The 17,130-nt window shown below is 60.7% G+C and carries 19 protein-coding genes; 5 read left to right on the top strand and 14 right to left on the bottom strand.

The annotated features are described in order from the left end of the window. Positions 1 to 36: 36 nt before the first annotated feature. From thrC to ffh, 9 genes are all read right to left on the bottom strand, one after another. A complete protein-coding gene (gene thrC / locus HYE77_RS25605; RefSeq protein ID WP_003209579.1) occupies positions 37 to 1,446 on the bottom strand; it encodes a threonine synthase in 1,410 nt (469 codons plus the stop codon). 67 nt (positions 1,447 to 1,513) lie between these two features. After that, on the bottom strand, positions 1,514 to 2,818 hold the full coding sequence (locus tag HYE77_RS25600) for a homoserine dehydrogenase (protein WP_003209580.1): 1,305 nt from the start codon (positions 2,816 to 2,818) through the stop codon (positions 1,514 to 1,516). 126 nt (positions 2,819 to 2,944) lie between these two features. Then, on the bottom strand, positions 2,945 to 3,676 hold the full coding sequence (gene dsbC / locus HYE77_RS25595; protein WP_003209582.1) for a bifunctional protein-disulfide isomerase/oxidoreductase DsbC: 732 nt from the start codon (positions 3,674 to 3,676) through the stop codon (positions 2,945 to 2,947). 154 nt (positions 3,677 to 3,830) lie between these two features. Continuing rightward, the gene (gene xerD, locus HYE77_RS25590) at positions 3,831 to 4,727 is read right to left on the bottom strand and encodes a site-specific tyrosine recombinase XerD (RefSeq protein WP_177020419.1); all 897 of its coding nucleotides are present in this window, start codon (positions 4,725 to 4,727) and stop codon (positions 3,831 to 3,833) included. Positions 4,728 to 5,089: 362 nt separating this feature from the next. Further along, the gene (gene rplS / locus HYE77_RS25585; RefSeq protein ID WP_003175895.1) at positions 5,090 to 5,440 is read right to left on the bottom strand and encodes a 50S ribosomal protein L19; all 351 of its coding nucleotides are present in this window, start codon (positions 5,438 to 5,440) and stop codon (positions 5,090 to 5,092) included. A 45-nt stretch (positions 5,441 to 5,485) separates the two neighbouring features. Further along, the gene (trmD, locus tag HYE77_RS25580) at positions 5,486 to 6,196 is read right to left on the bottom strand and encodes a tRNA (guanosine(37)-N1)-methyltransferase TrmD (RefSeq protein ID WP_256344226.1); all 711 of its coding nucleotides are present in this window, start codon (positions 6,194 to 6,196) and stop codon (positions 5,486 to 5,488) included. A gap of 43 nt (positions 6,197 to 6,239) precedes the next feature. Then, a complete protein-coding gene (gene rimM, locus HYE77_RS25575) occupies positions 6,240 to 6,776 on the bottom strand; it encodes a ribosome maturation factor RimM (protein WP_003175898.1) in 537 nt (178 codons plus the stop codon). 5 nt (positions 6,777 to 6,781) lie between these two features. After that, on the bottom strand, positions 6,782 to 7,033 hold the full coding sequence (rpsP, locus tag HYE77_RS25570; protein ID WP_003209587.1) for a 30S ribosomal protein S16: 252 nt from the start codon (positions 7,031 to 7,033) through the stop codon (positions 6,782 to 6,784). Positions 7,034 to 7,283: 250 nt separating this feature from the next. Beyond that, positions 7,284 to 8,660, bottom strand: a complete 1,377-nt coding sequence (gene ffh, locus HYE77_RS25565) for a signal recognition particle protein (protein ID WP_003209589.1) — start codon at positions 8,658 to 8,660, stop codon at positions 7,284 to 7,286. Between the two features lie 234 nt (positions 8,661 to 8,894). On the opposite strand from ffh, the gene HYE77_RS25560 reads away from it, so the two are divergent. The 3 genes from HYE77_RS25560 to HYE77_RS25550 all read left to right on the top strand — a co-directional run bounded on the left by HYE77_RS25560 (position 8,895) and on the right by HYE77_RS25550 (position 12,490). Next, positions 8,895 to 9,707 carry an inner membrane protein YpjD gene (locus HYE77_RS25560; RefSeq protein WP_010176828.1) on the top strand — a complete coding sequence of 271 codons (813 nt, stop codon included), beginning with the start codon at positions 8,895 to 8,897 and terminating at the stop codon, positions 9,705 to 9,707. A gap of 12 nt (positions 9,708 to 9,719) precedes the next feature. After that, positions 9,720 to 10,958, top strand: coding sequence for a transporter associated domain-containing protein (locus HYE77_RS25555; RefSeq protein WP_008438241.1), 1,239 nt, complete (start codon positions 9,720 to 9,722; stop codon positions 10,956 to 10,958). A 221-nt stretch (positions 10,959 to 11,179) separates the two neighbouring features. Then, the gene (locus tag HYE77_RS25550) at positions 11,180 to 12,490 is read left to right on the top strand and encodes an MFS transporter (RefSeq protein WP_177008147.1); all 1,311 of its coding nucleotides are present in this window, start codon (positions 11,180 to 11,182) and stop codon (positions 12,488 to 12,490) included. Positions 12,491 to 12,617: 127 nt separating this feature from the next. On the opposite strand, the gene purT is transcribed toward HYE77_RS25550, so the two are convergent. The 5 genes from purT to HYE77_RS25525 all read right to left on the bottom strand — a co-directional run bounded on the left by purT (position 12,618) and on the right by HYE77_RS25525 (position 15,879). Further along, positions 12,618 to 13,799 carry a formate-dependent phosphoribosylglycinamide formyltransferase gene (gene purT / locus HYE77_RS25545; protein ID WP_177021408.1) on the bottom strand — a complete coding sequence of 394 codons (1,182 nt, stop codon included), beginning with the start codon at positions 13,797 to 13,799 and terminating at the stop codon, positions 12,618 to 12,620. Between the two features lie 69 nt (positions 13,800 to 13,868). Next, on the bottom strand, positions 13,869 to 14,336 hold the full coding sequence (locus HYE77_RS25540) for a hypothetical protein (RefSeq protein ID WP_003209599.1): 468 nt from the start codon (positions 14,334 to 14,336) through the stop codon (positions 13,869 to 13,871). A 164-nt stretch (positions 14,337 to 14,500) separates the two neighbouring features. Then, positions 14,501 to 14,716, bottom strand: coding sequence for a DUF1289 domain-containing protein (locus HYE77_RS25535; RefSeq protein ID WP_008438244.1), 216 nt, complete (start codon positions 14,714 to 14,716; stop codon positions 14,501 to 14,503). Next, positions 14,713 to 15,237 carry a gamma carbonic anhydrase family protein gene (locus HYE77_RS25530; protein WP_008438249.1) on the bottom strand — a complete coding sequence of 175 codons (525 nt, stop codon included), beginning with the start codon at positions 15,235 to 15,237 and terminating at the stop codon, positions 14,713 to 14,715. The genes HYE77_RS25535 and HYE77_RS25530 overlap by 4 nt, the downstream gene beginning before the upstream one ends. Before the next feature lie 39 nt (positions 15,238 to 15,276). Beyond that, positions 15,277 to 15,879, bottom strand: a complete 603-nt coding sequence (locus HYE77_RS25525; RefSeq protein ID WP_003209605.1) for a CoA pyrophosphatase — start codon at positions 15,877 to 15,879, stop codon at positions 15,277 to 15,279. A 146-nt stretch (positions 15,880 to 16,025) separates the two neighbouring features. Here HYE77_RS25525 and HYE77_RS25520 point away from each other — a divergent pair, with 146 nt between their 5' ends. Next, positions 16,026 to 16,574, top strand: a complete 549-nt coding sequence (locus tag HYE77_RS25520) for an NUDIX hydrolase (RefSeq protein WP_003209606.1) — start codon at positions 16,026 to 16,028, stop codon at positions 16,572 to 16,574. Positions 16,575 to 16,616: 42 nt separating this feature from the next. Beyond that, positions 16,617 to 17,120, top strand: a complete 504-nt coding sequence (locus HYE77_RS25515; protein ID WP_003209608.1) for a murein L,D-transpeptidase family protein — start codon at positions 16,617 to 16,619, stop codon at positions 17,118 to 17,120. The last annotated feature ends 10 nt before the right edge of the window (positions 17,121 to 17,130 follow it).

The raw sequence follows: 17,130 nt of genomic DNA, 5'->3' as shown, positions 1-17,130 counted from the left end.
GAAGACGGGCTTGATCCACCACGCAAAGCCGTTGGCTCAGAGTGGCTTGCCGCGATTGCCATGCTGGCTGACAAACGCCTGTACCGCTTTCAGGTCATTGGCCAATACCGTGCAACGCTCTTCACGCTCGAACAGGTCGGTGAGGTGCGGCGGCAATTCCAGCGCCTTGCCAACCCCGGCCTTCTCTACCGCTTCCGGGAATTTGACCGGGTGCGCGGTGCCGAGAATCACCATCGGGATGTCCAGGCTGCGGCGGCATTCGCGCGCGGCCTTGACGCCAATGGCGGTGTGCGGGTCCAGCAGCTCGCCGGTCTGGGCGTAGACTTCGGCGATGGTCTCGCAGGTTTCTGCGTCGTCCACCGCCAGGGAGTCGAACAGCTTGCGGGTTTCGGTCCAGCGCTCCTGTTCGACGCTGAAACCGCCACCTTGCTTGAAGCTGTCCATCAGGCCGGCCAGGGCAGCACCGTTGCGACCGTGCATGTCGAACAGCAGGCGTTCGAAGTTCGACGAGACCATGATGTCCATCGACGGCGACAGTGTGGCGTGCAGGGTTTCCTTGACGTACTGGTTGCCGCTCATGAAGCGGTGCAGGATGTCGTTGCGGTTGGTGGCGACGATCAGCTGGTTGATCGGCAGGCCCATGTTGCGTGCCAGGTAACCGGCGAAGATGTCGCCGAAGTTGCCGGTTGGCACCGAGAACGACACCGAACGCGCCGGGCCGCCCAACTGCAGGGAAGCATGGAAGTAGTAGACGATCTGGGCCATGATCCGCGCCCAGTTGATCGAGTTCACCGCTACCAGGCGGGTGCCCTTGAGGAAGCTCTGGTCGGCGAAGCTGGCCTTGACCATTTCCTGGCAGTCATCGAAGTTGCCTTCGATGGCGATGTTGTGGATGTTCTCGCCGAAGATCGTGGTCATCTGCCGACGCTGCACTTCCGACACGCGGTTGTGCGGGTGCAGGATGAAGATGTCGACGTTTTCGCAGTGCTTGCAGCCTTCGATCGCCGCCGAGCCGGTATCACCGGAAGTAGCGCCGATGATCACCACGCGCTCACCGCGTTTTTCCAGCACATAGTCCAGCAGGCGACCCAGCAGTTGCAGGGCGAAATCCTTGAACGCCAGGGTCGGGCCGTGGAACAGCTCCAGGACCCATTCGTTGCCGTTCAGTTGACGCAACGGGGCGATGGCGCTGTGGGAAAACACGCCGTAGGTTTCTTCCAGGATCTTCTTGAAATCCGCATCCGGGATGCTGCCGGTGACGAACGGGCGCATGACCCGGAACGCCAGCTCGTGGTACGGCAGGCCGGCCCACGAAGCGATTTCTTCCTGGGTGAAGCGTGGCAGATTTTCCGGCACGTACAGGCCGCCGTCAGTGGCCAGACCGGCCAGCAGAACGTCTTCGAAATTCAGGGCCGGTGCCTGGCCGCGGGTGCTGATATAACGCATGACTGGCTCCTCTAGAGCATGCTTGAACAAGGGCCGCCGAACGCGTGGGGCCCTTGCCGCAAAACGATTAGTTCAGGTGTTCGACGCGAATCCGCACCACCGGCCCAACCACGCCCTGCAACGCTTCAAGCGCGGCGATGGCGTCGTTGATGTGCTGCTCCAGCACACGGTGAGTCAGCAGGATCATGGGCACCAGGCCGTCTTGTTCTTCGACTTCCTTCTGCATGATCGATTCAATGTTGATGCCGCGCTCCGACAGGATGCTGGCCACCTGAGCGAGCACGCCCGGATGATCCTTGGCCTGGATGCGCAGGTAGTAGGCACTTTCGCAGGCTTCGATCGGCAGGATCGGGTGGGCCGACAGCGAATCCGGCTGGAAGGCCAGGTGCGGTACGCGGTTTTCCGGGTCGCTGGTCATGGCACGCACCACGTCCACCAGGTCGGCGATCACAGACGAAGCGGTCGGCTCCATGCCGGCGCCGGCGCCGTAGAACAGGGTGGAACCGGCAGCGTCACCGTTGACCATCACGGCGTTCATCACGCCATTGACGTTGGCGATCAGGCGGTCGGCCGGGATCAGTGTCGGGTGCACACGCAGCTCGATACCGGCCGGGGTGCTGCGCGCCACACCGAGGTGCTTGATGCGGTAGCCCAGGGCTTCGGCGTAGTTCACGTCGGCGGTGGTCAGCTTGGTGATGCCTTCGGTGTAGGCCTTGTCGAACTGCAGCGGGATACCAAAGGCGATGGACGCCAGGATGGTCAGCTTGTGGGCAGCGTCGATGCCTTCCACGTCGAAGGTCGGATCGGCTTCGGCGTAACCCAGGGCCTGGGCTTCGGCCAGCACGTCTTCGAAGGTACGGCCCTTCTCGCGCATTTCGGTGAGGATGAAGTTACCGGTGCCGTTGATGATGCCGGCCACCCAGTTGATACGGTTGGCGGACAGGCCTTCACGGATCGCCTTGATCACCGGGATGCCACCGGCCACGGCGGCTTCGAACGCCACGATCACGCCCTTCTCGCGGGCCTTGGCGAAGATTTCGTTACCGTGCACGGCAATCAGCGCCTTGTTGGCAGTGACCACATGCTTGCCGTTTTCGATGGCCTTGAGCACCAGCTCGCGGGCCACGGTGTAGCCGCCTACCAGCTCGATGACGATATCGATTTCAGGGTTGGTGGCGACTTCGAAGACATCGTTGGTAATCGCAATACCGGTCGTTTGGAACTGAGGCTTTGGCGTACGCGTGGCAATTTGTGCCACTTCAATCCCACGCCCTGCACGGCGGGAAATTTCTTCAGCGTTACGCTGAAGTACGTTGAAGGTGCCGCCACCGACGGTCCCTAACCCACAGATGCCTACTTTGACCGGTTTCACTGAAGAACTCCCCATGAAACGGCCGACTCAAGGTCGGCCGTGAAAACAGCCGCACAACTGCGGCTCTCTATTAATGACCCGCCGAACTGTCGGCGGATCATGATCGTCAAGGCTCGACGATAATGCTTACTTTGCGTTCAGTGCCAGTTTGGCAACTTGCGGCGCAGGCTGGTAGCCCGGAATCACCTGGCCGTCAGCCAAAACGATGGCCGGCGTACCGTTCACACCAATCGACTGGCCGAGGGCGAACTGCTTGGAAACCGGGTTGGCGCACTTGGCGGCCTTGATTTCCTTGCCATCGACCATCTTGTCCATGGCCGCTTTCTTGTCGGCCGAACACCAGACGGCTTGCAACTGCTCGTCACCCGGCGAACCCAGGCCCTGGCGCGGGAACGCCACGTAGCGCACTTCAACGCCGAGCTTGTTCAGCTCAGGCACTTCGGCATGCAGCTTGTGGCAGTACGGGCAGGTGGTGTCGGTGAACACGGTGATGTGGGTCTTGGTTTCGCCGATGGCCGGGTAAACCACGGTTTCAGCCACCGGAATACCGTTGATCAGCTTGGACACGCCCAGGCGCTCGGCTTTCTCGGTGAGGTTCACCGGCTTGCCGTCTTTGAGCTGGAACAGGTAGCCCTGGACGATGTACTGGCCATCGGCACTGGCGTACAGCACGCGGCTGCCCTTGAGCTTGACTTCGTACAGGCCGGCCATCGGGCTGGCGTTGATGCTTTCAATCGGGGTGTCGAGCTGGAGGGCTTCCAGGCTCTTGCGGATTGTCTTCTCTGCGGCGTCGTCGGCGACGGCAAAGGTTGAGACCAACGCAATGGCTGCGATGGCAAAAATCTGGGTCAAGCGCATGGGAACTCCTGAAGGCAGATGCAGGGACGGGAGCAGGAACACCGATCTTCAAACACGGGTTTGGGCCGTCCCCTTTGCGAACCGGCAAAGCCTACCACAGTTGGGCCGCAGGGCAGCCAGTCGCGGGGAAATTGGGCTTTTTCCGAAGTATTTTTCATCCACGGGGATGGTGCTTGGCGTGCATCTCCTGCAAACGTGCCCGCGCCACGTGGGTGTAGATCTGGGTGGTGGATAAGTCGCTGTGGCCCAGGAGCATTTGAACCACGCGCAAATCCGCGCCGTGGTTGAGCAAATGCGTGGCGAACGCGTGGCGCAGGGTGTGGGGCGACAGCGACTTGCCGATGCCGGCAACCTTGGCTTGGTGCTTGATGCGATGCCAGAAGGTCTGGCGGGTCATCTGTTCGCCGCGCTGGCTGGGAAACAGTACATCGCTGGGCCGACCGTTGAGCAACTCGGCTCGGGCGTCGCGCATGTAGCGTTCGATCCACACGATCGCCTCTTCACCCATGGGCACCAGGCGCTCCTTGCTGCCCTTGCCCATTACGCGCAATACACCCTGGCGCAGGTTGACCTGTTCCAGGGTCAGGCTGATCAGCTCGGTGACGCGCAGGCCGCAGGCATACAGCACTTCCAGCATGGCACGGTCGCGCTGGCCGATGGCTTCGCTCAGGTCGGGGGCTGCGAGCAGGGCTTCGACGTCGGCTTCCGACAGGGATTTGGGCAGTGGCCGGCCCAACTGTGGCATGTCGATTTGCAGGGTTGGGTCGACAGCGATCAGCTTTTCCCGCAGCAGGTAGCGATAGAAGCCACGCACGCCTGAGAGAAAACGCGCAGTAGAGCGAGGCTTGTAGTTTTGCTCCAGGCGCCAAGCCAGGTGGTCGAGAATCAGCTCGCGACCGGCGTCGAGCAGCTCGAGGTTTTTCTCCTGCAGCCAGCCATTGAACAACGCGAGGTCGCTGCGGTAAGCCTGGCGGGTGTTGTCCGACAGGCCTTTTTCCAGCCAGAGGGCGTCGAGGAAGCGATCTATCTGCGGGTGGTCGATGGCGGGCATGAGGGCTCAAGCAGGGAAAATGGCGGTATCGGGTAGATCCTATCGCAGCACGGGCCGCTACACATCAATGAAAGCGGGCAAATAATCTGTGGCAAGGGAGCTTGCTCCCGCTGGGGCGCGAAGCGGCCCTGATTGACCATTGAGGTCCAACAGAGAGACTTCTATTGCCGGTTTCAGGGCCGCTGCGCAGCCCAACGGGAGCAAGCTCCCTCGCCACAAAAGCGGAAAACGGCTTTAAGGTCAGTGCGACGCTGAATTTCTTCGAGGCGGGGAGTCATGAATAGATACCGGGGAAATAGACAAATTTCAGGCAACAAAAAAGCAGCCCGTAGGCTGCTTTTTTCTGCATCGGGAAGCTGGACTTAAGCCAGTTTTTCCTTGATGCGAGCTGCTTTACCGGACAGGTCACGCAGGTAGTACAGCTTGGCTTTACGTACGTCACCGCGACGTTTAACGGCCATGCTGTCGATTTGCGGGCTGTAGGTCTGGAAAGTACGCTCTACGCCAACACCGTTGGAGATTTTACGAACAGTGAAAGCACTGTTCACACCACGGTTACGCTTGGCAATTACCACGCCTTCGAACGCTTGCAGACGCGAACGGTCGCCTTCCTTCACTTTCACCTGAACGACAATGGTGTCGCCCGGGGCAAAGGTAGGGATCTCTTTGGTCATCTGCTCTGCTTCGAGTGCAAGGATGATTTTGTTAGTCATGCTGTGCTCCTAAGGTAAGTCGTCGGACCTACCATCGATACGTTGTTAACTATCGTCCCGCGCGAGGATGTATTCCTCGAGCAGCTTCTTCTCTTCTCCAGAAAGCGAGCGGCTTTCCAGAAGATCGGCGCGTCGTTCATAGGTCCGCCCGAGGGACTGCTGTAAACGCCAACGCCGGATGTGTGCGTGATTGCCACTTAGCAATACGTCGGGAACACGCTGATCCGCATACACCTCCGGTCGGGTGTAGTGCGGGCAATCCAGCAAACCATCCGTGAAGGAATCTTCCTCCGCGGAGTCCGCATGCCCTAAAGCTCCAGGCAGCAGTCGTGTAACCGCATCTATCAGGACCATCGCCGGCAGCTCGCCGCCAGACAGGACATAGTCCCCAATCGACCACTCTTCATCGACATGAGCTTCAATAAACCGCTCGTCAATGCCTTCATAGCGACCGGCAATCAGGATTAATGCTTCCAGATTCGCCAACTCGCGTACCGCCGACTGATTCAGCTGACGGCCTTGAGGGGACAGGTAAATTACCTTCGCCTTCTCCCCGGCGGCTGCCTTGGCCTGAACCAACGCATCTTCCAGGGGCTTGATCTTCATCACCATGCCCGGGCCACCGCCAAATGGGCGATCGTCCACAGTGTGATGTCGATCCGTCGTGTAGTCTCGCGGGTTCCAACAGGTGAGCTGCAAGAGCCCCTGTTTCACCGCCCGACTGGTGATGCCGTACTCGCTGATGGCAGAAAACATCTCGGGAAACAAACTGATCACTTCAACGCGCAGGTTAGCCACGTTAGAAGTCCGCGTCCCATTCCACCTTCATCTCGCCCGCTGCCAGGTCGACGGCCAACACGCATTGCTCGGTATAGGGCAACAGGCGTTCGCGATCATCCAGGCTGCCAGCGCAAGGCTTGACCACCATTACATCATTGGCGCCGGTTTCCAGAAGATGATCGATTTTCCCGAGCAATTGCCCGAGTTGATCAATAACCTTCAGACCTTCCAGCTGGTACCAGTAGTACTCGCCGTCGGTCAATTCAGGGAACAGGTTGCGCGGCACGCAGATCTCATAACCGGCCAGAAGACGAGCTTCTTCACGATCATCAAGACCCTTGAGCTTTGCGACCAGGAACTTGTCGCTCCCGCGTCCACTGACCAGCTCTACCTGTTTCACACTACCTTCGCGCTTGAGCGTCCAGGTCTTGTACTGCAACAGGTTTTCAGTCGGATCAGTAAAGGAATACACCTTCACTTCGCCGCGAACGCCATGAACAGAATAAATCTTGCCGATAACGATCAAATCATCAGCAACCGCTGGCGTCGCGTTCATATTGCTCAGGCCGCAGCCTTAGATGCATCCTTCAACAACTGAGCAACGCGCTCAGAAGGTTGTGCACCAACGCTCAGCCAGTAGGCTACGCGCTCTTGGTTCACGGACAGACGGACTTCTTGACCACGAGCGATCGGGTTGAAGAAGCCAACTTGTTCCTTGTGAGAGCCGTCACGTGGGTTGCGGCTGTCAGTTACGGTCAAGTGGTAAAACGGGCGCTTTTTGGAGCCGCCAAGGGCAAGACGGATTGTTAGCATGTGAACATCGTTCCTGTAGTCGGTGCTGCAAATCTAAATGCACAGCGGGCATAGGTGCCCGAAAGGCCGCATATTCTAAGGAATATCCGGACTTTTGCAAATGTCTTTTTCTGGCGCCTATCAGCGTGCCATTCAGATCTGCTATAGAGCCGTCGGTTAAAACGGCAAGTCAGCTCCCGCCAATGGCGGGTTTGCTGGAGATCCCGCATCCCTGCGGGTCGGAGCAGAAGCGAACTTCTGCTCGAATTCTTTACATTTTCGGCATGCCGCCGCCGGGCAACATACCGCCCATGCCGCGCATCATCTTGGCCATCCCGCCTTTTGCGGAGAATTTCTTCATCATCTTCTGCATCTGCTTGTGCTGCTTGATCAAGCGACCGATGTCCTGCACCTGGGTGCCGGAACCCATGGCGATCCGACGTTTGCGCGAACCGCTGATCAGCTCAGGGTCGCGGCGCTCGGCCGGGGTCATGGAATTGATGATGGCTTCCATCTGCTTGAATTGCTTCTCTGCCGCGCCCTGGGCATTGCCCATTTGCGCCAGGTTCACGCCGCCGATGTTCGGCAGCTTGTCCATCAGGCCGCCGAGGCCGCCCATGTTCTTCATCTGCTGCAGCTGGTCGCGGAAGTCTTCGAGGTCGAAGCCCTTGCCCTTCTTCAGCTTTTTAGCCAGCTTGTCGGCCTTGTCCTTGTCGAGGGTCGCTTCCGCTTGCTCGATCAGGCTGAGCACGTCGCCCATGCCGAGGATACGCGAGGCGATACGCTCAGGGTGGAACGGCTCGAGCGCTTCGCTCTTCTCGCCCATACCGATGAACTTGATCGGCTTGCCGGTAATGGCGCGTACCGACAAGGCGGCACCGCCACGGGCATCGCCGTCGACCTTGGTCAGGATCACACCGGTCAGCGGCAGTGCATCACCAAAGGCCTTGGCGGTATTGGCCGCATCCTGGCCGGTCATGGCATCGACCACGAACAGGGTTTCTACCGGGTTGATCGCGGCATGCAGCGCCTTGATCTCGCCCATCATCTCTTCGTCGATGTGCAGGCGACCGGCGGTATCGACGATGACCACGTCGATGAATTTCAGCTTGGCTTCTTTAATAGCCGCCTGGGCAATATCGACCGGCTTCTGGCTCAGGTCGGACGGGAAGAAGGTCACGCCCACTTCGCCCGCGAGCATTTCCAGCTGTTTAATAGCCGCCGGACGGTAAACGTCGGCAGACACCACCATCACCGACTTCTTCTTGCGCTCTTTAAGGAAGCGCGCCAGTTTGCCGGCGGTGGTGGTCTTGCCCGCACCTTGCAGACCGGCCATCAGCACAACGGCTGGCGGCACGGCGCTGAGGTTCAAATCTTCGTTGGCCGCGCCCATCAGGCTTTCGAGTTCGGCCTGGACGATCTTCACAAAGGCCTGGCCCGGCGTCAGGCTGCGGGACACTTCGGTGCCGACCGCGCGCTCTTTGACCGAGTTGACGAAGTCCTTCACCACCGGCAAGGCGACGTCGGCTTCCAGCAACGCCATGCGCACTTCACGCAGGGTGTCTTTAATATTGTCCTCGGTCAGCTTGGCCTTGCCGGTGACATGGCGCAGCGTCTGCGAGAGACGGTCAGTCAGATTTTCAAACATGCGCGATCCTTTCAGGCCCTATTCATCGAAATGCATTGTTAGACCGAGGTAATGGCGGCCCAGGCTGTGGTAAATCGCTATTAAAAACAGCGCTCGGCGAGCCTGCGGCGTGGGCAGGTCGCGGATTATAGCGAAGACTGTCGCCATGCACACCCGCTGTCTGGCCTGAGAGTCTTTCGTGTTACGCAGGTGTATGCCAAACTCAGCGCCTTTCGGGCCTGCTTAACAGGATTTATGCTCCCTTTGTCACCCAGTTTGCTACCCAGCCTCGCCGCCGCCATCTTGTATGCCGCTGCGACCCTCTATCAGGGCACTCGTCTGGCCCAAGGCGCCAAGGCCGACAAACGCCTGCTGGTAGGCCTTGGCGTCCTCGCCCTGCTGGCTCACGCCGCCAGCCTGTTCACGCACTTGATGACGCCGGTCGGCCTGGGCCTGGATTTCTTCAGCGCTGCCAGCCTGATTGCCGCCGCGGTGATCGCGCTGACCCTGATGGCCTGCTACCGGATCCCGGTGGAGAACCTGCTGGTGCTGTTGTTCCCGCTCGGGATGCTGACGGTGCTGCTGGCGCAATTCACACCGACCGGCACCGTGCAGGTCATTGATGAAGAGCCGGGCATCCTCGCCCACATCCTGCTGTCGATCCTCGCCTACGGCATGTTCACCATCGCGGTGTTCCAGGCCTTGCTGCTGCTGTTGCAAGACCACCAACTCAAGCACAAGCACCCGTCGGGGCTGATCAAGAACTTCCCGCCGCTGCAAACCATGGAAAGCCTGCTGTTCGGCTTCCTCTGGGCCGGCTGGACGCTGCTGTCGCTGTCACTGATCTCCGGCTGGCTGTTCGTCGAGAACCTGTTTGCCCAGCACCTTGTGCATAAAACCCTGCTGGCCTGCCTGGCCTGGGTGGTGTTCAGCGTGCTGCTGTGGGGCCGCAACCGTCTCGGCTGGCGCGGGCACAAGGCGATCCGCTGGACCCTGGCCGGTTTCTGCCTGCTGATGCTGGCCTATTTCGGCAGCAAGCTGGTTCGCGAATACATCCTGCATATCTGACGGGCAGCCGACATGGACAACTTGCCCTTGGGGCCGATGCTTGCGGTAGTAGCCTTGCTGGTTTTATGGTCGGCGCTGTTTACCGCCATCGAAGCCGCCCAGCAACATTTGCTGGCCCTGCGCCCCGGCACCCGCCAGGGTGACAAAGCCGCCGCCCGCCTGAACTTCCCGCGCAACAGCCTGATCCTCTGCAACACCCTGTGCCGCGCCGTGGTGGTGATTCTCTGCACCCTGCTGGCGATCTACGCCTGGGCGCAAAACGGCCCGTGGCTCGGCTGGGTGATCTCCAGCGCGGTGCTGCTGGTGCTGGCCGACTATCTTCCGCGTGCCCTGGCCACTCGCCACCCGCAAACCATCCTTGGCTTCGGCAATACCTTGCTGAGCGTGCCGCTGAAAATCCTTTATCCGCTGGCCTGGCTGCTCAACGGTGTCAGCCTGTTGCTGCTGCGCCCGTTCACCCGCAAGCCCGGGCTGGTCAAGAAGAGCGACGAGCCGCAGCCGGACCAGGACGACGAGCCGGAAGCCGAAATCCCCAACACCCGCGCGCCGGGCATGCCGGGCATCCACGCCCTGGACAACATCACCGTCAACGACATCCTGGTGCCCCGCAGCGAAGTGGACGGCATCAACCTGGATGACCCGGTAGAGGAAATCATCGAGCAACTGCGGGTTTCCACCCGAACCCGGCTGCCGGTGTTCCACAGCGATATCAACCAGGTCGAGGCGGTGCTCAACACGCGGCAGATCCGCCACCTGCTGCCGGACGCCAGCCTGACCAAGGAAGCGCTGCTGGAGGCCTGCCACGAGCCCTACTTCGTTCCGGAAAGCACACCGCTGCAACTGCAATTGCTGAACTTCCACAAGCAACAGCGCCGCCTGGGCATGGTGGTGGACGAATACGGCGAAGTGCTGGGCATTGTGACCCTGGAAGACATTCTTGAAGAAATCGTCGGTGAGTTCGAAAACGAGCAGCACCTCGACAACCCGCACATCCAGCCCCAACTGGATGGCCGCTACGTGATCGACGGCGCCGCCTCGATCCGTGACTTGAACAAAACCCTCGGCTGGCACCTGCCCAGCGACGGCCCCAAGACCCTCAACGGCCTGGTGACCGAAGCACTGGAGACCATTCCGGATTGCGCCGTGTGCCTGAAAATCGGCCGCTATCGCCTGGAAATCCTCGAGACCGAGGACAACCGCGTCGCCAAGGTGCTGATCTGGCACACCAGCACGGTGCCGGTCGCCGCTTAAGCCCCTTGTTGGATCCGCAAACCCCTTCCTATAATCGGGCGGCTTACCCAAGCCCCGCCCGACCGCGTGCTACCCGCACTGAGCGCGTCCAGGCACCGCTTTACCGTGTCTGACCGGTGTTTGCTCCCATCCCGAGCCGCCCCGCGCACAACCCTGATCCATGGGTGTTCGACCAATAATAATCCGCGTCCAAACGCGCAATGACCGTCAGGGATACCTCAATGAGCACCACCTATAACGAGACGGCGACCGCCGCCCCGACCAACTCGACGGCCCGGGTCGCCACCGCGAGCATCATCGGCACCGCCATCGAGTTCTACGACTTCTATATCTACGCAACTGCCGCCGCGCTGGTGATCGGCCCGGTGTTCTTCCCGCAAACCTCCGGCACGGCGCAGATGCTCGCCTCGTTCCTGACCTTCGGTATCGCGTTTATCGCGCGGCCACTGGGCTCGGCGCTGTTCGGCCACTTTGGTGACCGGATTGGCCGCAAGTCGACACTGGTGGCTTCCCTGCTGCTGATGGGCGTGTGCACCACGCTGATCGGCTTGCTGCCCGGATATGACAGCATCGGCGCCTGGGCACCGATCCTGCTCTGCGTACTGCGCTTCGGCCAGGGCCTCGGGCTTGGCGGCGAATGGGGCGGCGCGGCGTTGCTGGCCACCGAGAACGCCCCGAAGGGCAAACGCGCCTGGTTCGGCATGTTCCCGCAACTGGGCCCGTCGATTGGCTTTCTGGCGGCCAACGGGCTGTTCCTGATCCTGGCCATGAGCCTGAGCGACGAGCAGTTCCGCAGCTGGGGCTGGCGCATTCCGTTCATTCTCAGCGCGGCGCTGGTGATGGTGGGGCTGTATGCGCGGCTCAAACTGCATGAAACGCCGGTGTTCGCGAACGCCGTGGCCAAGGAAGCGCCGGTGAAGGTGCCGCTGGTGGAACTGTTCAGCCAGCATTGGCTGCCGGTCCTGCTGGGTGCGGCCTCGATGGTGGTGTGTTATGCGCTGTTCTATATCACCACCGCGTTTTCCCTGAGCTATGGCGTGTCTACGCTGGGCTACAGCCGTGAAACGTTCCTGGGTTTGCTGTGCTTCGCGGTGCTGTTCATGGGCGCGGCAACGCCGCTGGCGGCGTGGGCCAGCGACCGTTACGGGCGTAAGCCGGTGCTGATTGTCGGTGCGATCCTGACCATCCTTTCCGGCTTCACCATGGAGCCGTTGCTGACCCACGGTTCAACCTGGGCCGTGGCACTGTTCCTGGCGCTGGAGCTGTTCCTGATGGGCGTGACGTTTGCCCCGATGGGCGCGATGTTGCCGGAACTGTTCCCGACCCGCGTGCGTTATACCGGTGCTTCGGCGGCGTATAACCTGGGTGGGATCGTGGGTGCGTCGGCGGCACCGTTCTTCGCGACCAAGCTGGTGGCGATGGGCGGTTTGAGTTATGTCGGCGGGTATGTGTCGGCGGCAGCGGTGATCAGCTTGATTGCTGTGTTGTGCCTGAAAGAGACGCGCCATAACGATTTGAACAAGGTCGCCTGATGATGATCATTCCCACGCTCTGCGTGGGAATGCATCCGGTGACGCTCTGCGTCACGCCCTTAAGAGCGGACGCGGAGCGTCCAGCGCGGCATTCCCACGCGGAGCGTGGGAACGATCGGCGGGGGGGTTACAGCTCTACAACAACAGCCTTCGAAGCACGAGTGGCTTTAGCCCGCGCTGCCTCAATCGACTCATCCCGCGCCAGCGCCACGCCCATACGGCGCTGGCCATTCACTTCCGGCTTGCCGAACAGACGCAACGCCGTATCCGGCTCGCTCAAGGCTGCACCCAGGTTGGAAAACGCCGTCTGGGTCGACTTGCCTTCCACCAGGATCACTGCCGAAGCCGAAGGCCCGAACTGACGGATCAACGGGATCGGCAGGCCGAGAATTGCCCGCGCATGCAGGGCGAACTGCGACAAGTCCTGGGAAATCAGGGTCACCAGGCCAGTGTCATGGGGGCGCGGCGACACTTCGCTGAACCACACCTGATCGCCTTTGATAAACAGCTCGACGCCAAACAGACCACGACCACCCAACGCTTCGGTTACCGCCTTGGCAACGCGCTCGGATTCCGCCAGTGCAATCGGGCTCATGGCCTGTGGCTGCCAGGATTCCTGGTAATCGCCCTTCTCCTGACGGTGACCGACAGGCGCGCAGAAGGTAGTGCCGCCAATGTGGCGCACGGTCAGCAGGGTGATTTCGTAGTCGAAGTCGATAAAGCCTTCGATGATCACGCGGCCCTTGCCGGCACGCCCGCCTTCCTGGGCGTAATCCCAGGCTTTCTGCACGTCATCGACACTGCGCAGCAGGCTCTGGCCCTTGCCCGACGAACTCATCACCGGCTTGACCACACACGGGAAGCCCAGGTCGGTGACGGCTTTGCTGTAGTCCTCGAAGGTGTCGGCGAAGTGGTACGGCGAGGTCGGCAGGTCCAGCTCTTCGGCGGCCAGGCGACGGATGCCTTCGCGGTTCATGGTCAGCAACGTCGCGCGGGCGGTCGGGATCACGGTGAAGCCTTCGGCTTCCAGCTCCACGAGGGTGGCGGTGGCGATCGCTTCGATTTCCGGCACGATGAAGTGCGGCTTTTCGGCTTCGATCACGGCACGCAGGGCGGCGCCATCGAGCATGTTGATCACGTGGCTGCGGTGGGCAACCTGCATGGCCGGTGCGTTGGCGTAGCGATCCACGGCAATCACTTCAACGCCCAGGCGTTGCAGTTCGATTACCACTTCCTTGCCCAGCTCACCGCAGCCACACAGCATTACGCGGGTCGCGGTTGGCGACAATGGAGTTCCGATTCGGGTCATCTCAGGTCCTCAGGGGAGCGGATCGTGGGGAGAAAGGCCGGCATTTTACATGAACTGTAAAGATTGGCTTCAGTTGGCGACGCGCTGCCGGCGCAAACGCCAGGCCATGGCCAGCCACACCACGGTAACGCCGGCGAATTTCGACACCAGGGCAGTGCCGGCGACCGCGGGCGTCAAGGCGCCGATCAGGCCGAAAAAGATGAAGGTATCGAGGGGGATACTCAGCGCCGAACTTATCCACAGGCGGTCGTGGAGTGGGCGCTTGGTGATGCTGAACACCAGCCAGTCAATGCATTCGGACACCGCGAACGCCGTGGCGCTGGCCAGGGCGATGGACGGATCGGAGGTGATATAGGACAGCACCAGCGCCGCCAGCATGGCGATGATCGCGCCATGGCCGAAACGGGTTTGCACCATGTCCCGCAGGACAAATACCAAACCGCCCCAGGCGGACCAGATCACATCCAGGTGCGGAGCGGTGGAAAAGGCAAAGTTGATCAGCACGACGCTGCTGATGTAGGCAATCAGGAAGAACATGGGGCGAGGGACCTGTGAACAAGGGGCACAGGGTACTTCACATTTGGAAATATGTCGTCTGGGCGGGCCCTTTCGCGAGCAAGCCCGCTCCCACATTTTGAACGCATTCCTCCAAGATAAACGCAATCAAATGTGGGAGCGGGCTTGCTCGCGAAAGCCGTCTATCAGGCGCCGGACTTCCCCGGAATCATCCACACCAGCCCACTCGCCTTCGCCCGCTCATGGCACAACCCCAACACCACCCGGCGCTCGGTATTGTCCATGCGACTCCAGCGGGTGATTTCATCCACCGTGCGCTGGCATCCCGTGCAGATATCATCGTCATCCAGCGCACAAATGCTCACGCACGGCGAGGCGACGGGTCGTTCTACCGGGTTCATTCTTCCTGCTCAACCAGATCACGGGCATACCGCTGGGCGTTATGCACATAGTGCGCAGCGCTGGCCTCGAGCATTTTCTTCTGCACGTCGGTCAGTTCCCGCACCACCTTGCCCGGCGAGCCCATCACCAACGAACCATCGGGAATTTCCTTGCCCTCGCCGATCAGCGAATTGGCGCCGATGATGCAGTGCTTGCCGATCTTCGCCCCGTTAAGAATCACCGCATTGATGCCAATCAGGCTGTAATCGTCGACGGTGCAGCCATGCAACATGGCGTTATGGCCGATGGTCACGCCGGTGCCGAGGGTCAGCGGGTAACCCATGTCGGTGTGCATCACGCTGCCGTCCTGCACGTTGCTGTTCTTGCCGATCAGGATCAGCTCGTTGTCGCCGCGCAACACCGCGTTGAACCAGACGTTGGCGCCCTCCTCCAGTTTGACCTTGCCCACCAGCGTGGCATTGGGGGCCACCCAGCTGTTGGGATGGGTTTCGACTCGGGCGTCGCCCAGGCGGTATTTCATAGGTGGATCCTCACGGCAGGAACGATGGCCATCTGGCTCTTAGGTATTGATGAAGCTTTTCGGCGGTCGATGCAGGCTGATGTCGGCATCGTCATAGAGCAGATTGATCAGCTCGACGATCATGATCGCCGTCAGGCCCCAGATCTTGTATTCGCCAAACCGGTAACTGGGCACGTACCAACTGCGGCCCTGGTAATCGATACGGTGGGTATGTTCGCGCGGGTCCTGGCGAAAAAACTCCAGGGGCACGCTGAAAACCGCGGCGATCTCGGCGTCATTGGCCAGGTATTCGACGTAATCGGGGATAACGCCTACATAAGGCGTGACACGGATACCGTGCAGGGAAATCAGCGGGCTCAACGGCCCGATGACTTCCACCAGGCCCGGCGGCAGGCCGATCTCTTCTTCGGCTTCGCGCAGCGCGGTGAAGATCAGGTCCGGGTCTTCCGGGTCCCGCCGCCCGCCAGGGAACGCCACTTCGCCGCCATGGGTGGATAACCCGCTGGCGCGCAAGGTCAGGATCAGCTCGGGTTCGTCACTGCGGGTGATCGGCACCAGTACCGCCGCTTCCGGGAAACGACCGTCGGTCTCCAGCGTGTGGGGCGTATGATTGCTTACCCGGCGAAGTAGCTCGTCCAGCATGAGTCATCTCGGTCTGTTGGCTACCTTGCATCATGCACCAAACCTTGCGCACGCCCAACCCCAAAACCCTGGCCATGTCGCTAAACGACAACTTGCAGCCCATACCCGGTCACGCCAAGATAGGCGCACTCTCCAGGAACCCCAGCATGAACTTCTGCAGCCAGTGCGGTAAACCGGTCACCCAGCGCATTCCCGAAGGCGACGCACGCTTGCGTTATGTCTGCGATCACTGTCAGACCATTCACTACCAGAACCCCAATATCGTCGCGGGCACCGTACCGGTGTGGGGCGACCAGGTGCTGCTGTGCCGGCGCGCCATCGAGCCGCGCCTGGGTTTCTGGACCTTGCCCGCCGGCTTTATGGAGAACGGCGAGACCGTCGAGCAGGCCGCGATGCGCGAAACCCTGGAAGAAGCCTGCGCCCGGGTGCGCAACCTGAGCATCTACACCCTGATCGACGTGCCGCACATCAGCCAGGTGCACATCTTCTACCGGGCCGAACTGATCGACCTGGATTTTGCCGCCGGTCCCGAAAGCCTTGAAGTGCGCTTATTCGATGAAGCCGACATCCCTTGGTCCGAGCTGGCTTTCCGCACGGTCGGGCGTACCTTAGAATGCTTTTTTGCTGACCGCCGGCAACAGTCGTATCCGGTGCGCAGCGAATCGGTGCCGCCGCTGACCCAGTTGGCCAAATAACAATCCAGGCGGCACGTAGTCTTTTCAGGGGATACCGTTTCAATGCGTTGGTTGCTTGCTCTGATCTGCCTGTCGTTTGCCACGCTGTCGCCAGCCTCCACCCAAGTGATCCTGGGGGGCAAACCCGTCGAGAAAATCCTGGTGCTCAAGTCTGCCCATCAGTTGCAACTGATCAATGACGGCAAGCCCCTCAGGACCTACCGCATTTCCCTGGGCAAGAACCCCAAGGGCACCAAGCTGATGGAAGGCGACCGCCGCACCCCGGAAGGTTTCTACTGGATCGACTGGCGCAAGACCAGCGACCGCTTCAACCTGGCCATGCACATCTCCTACCCCAATATCAGCGATTCCGCGCGCGCCCGCCGCGAAGGGGTCAAGCCCGGCAGCATGATCATGATCCACGGCACCCCCGACGCCGAGGACTACCCCGAAGAGCTGTTCCACACCCTGGACTGGACTGACGGCTGCATCGGCATGCGCAATGTCGACATGCGCGAAGTCTGGAACCTGGTGAAAGACGGCACGATGATCGAGATTCGTCCGTAATTTCCTGCCG

Origin of the sequence: Pseudomonas sp. IPO3774 (assembly GCF_013386835.1) — a bacterium.
Classification (GTDB): Bacteria; Pseudomonadota; Gammaproteobacteria; order Pseudomonadales; family Pseudomonadaceae; genus Aquipseudomonas.
This window is presented reverse-complemented; position numbering and strand designations above follow the sequence as displayed.